The 819-nt window shown below is 52.7% G+C and carries 1 protein-coding gene; it reads right to left on the bottom strand.

Annotated elements, in window-relative coordinates; translation table 11 throughout:
* Positions 1 to 819, bottom strand: an 819-nt coding sequence (locus tag R7Q46_RS26165; RefSeq protein WP_318078082.1) for a sigma 54-interacting transcriptional regulator, incomplete at both ends; no start/stop codon positions are given.

The raw sequence follows: 819 nt of genomic DNA, 5'->3' as shown, positions 1-819 counted from the left end.
TTCACTGCCACTCGCCATCACGGTTAACCAGCGACAAATGTTTTCTAGCTGACGTACGTTGCCCGGCCAATTGAGTCGATTGAGAATTTCGACCGTCGACGGGTGCAAGGTTTTGGTTTCCACTCCAAGCTCATCTGCGGCGCGTACCAGAAAGTGTTGTGTGAGCTTTTCAATGTCTTGTTTGCGTTCACGAAGCGCAGGAATTTGTACGCGAATGACGTTCAAGCGGTGGAACAAGTCTTCACGAAAATCGCCTTGGTGTACCAGCTTTTCGAGGTTTTGGTGCGTGGCGGCGACAATACGTACATCGACACGAATCGGAGAGTGACCACCAACACGGTAGAACTGACCATCCGCCAACACGCGCAGTAAACGTGTCTGGATATCCAGCGGCATGTCACCGATTTCGTCTAAAAAGAGCGTGCCTCCGTTGGCTTGCTCGAAGCGGCCTTGACGAACACTGTTCGCGCCCGTAAATGCGCCTTTTTCGTGACCGAACAACTCAGACTCAATCAAGTCTTTTGGAATCGCGGCCATATTGAGAGCGATAAAAGGTTTGTTGGCGCGGGGGCTATGGCGGTGAAGGGCATGAGCAACCAGCTCTTTACCCGTACCGGACTCCCCGTTGATCAAAACGGAAATCGACGAGCGAGAAAGGCGGCCAATAGCGCGGAACACTTCCTGCATTGCTGGCGCTTCACCGATGATCTCTGGCGTGTCGGCCGGGGCATCTTCTGAAGACAATTGCTCGCGTTTGTTTTCATGGCTGTGGGCAATCGCACGTTCGACCAGCGTTAAGGTTTCATCGATATCAAACGG

It is taken from the genome of Vibrio sp. 811, from assembly GCF_033339195.1.
The sequence above is the reverse complement of the archived record's forward strand: the minus strand, read 5'-3'. Positions and strand labels throughout refer to the sequence as shown.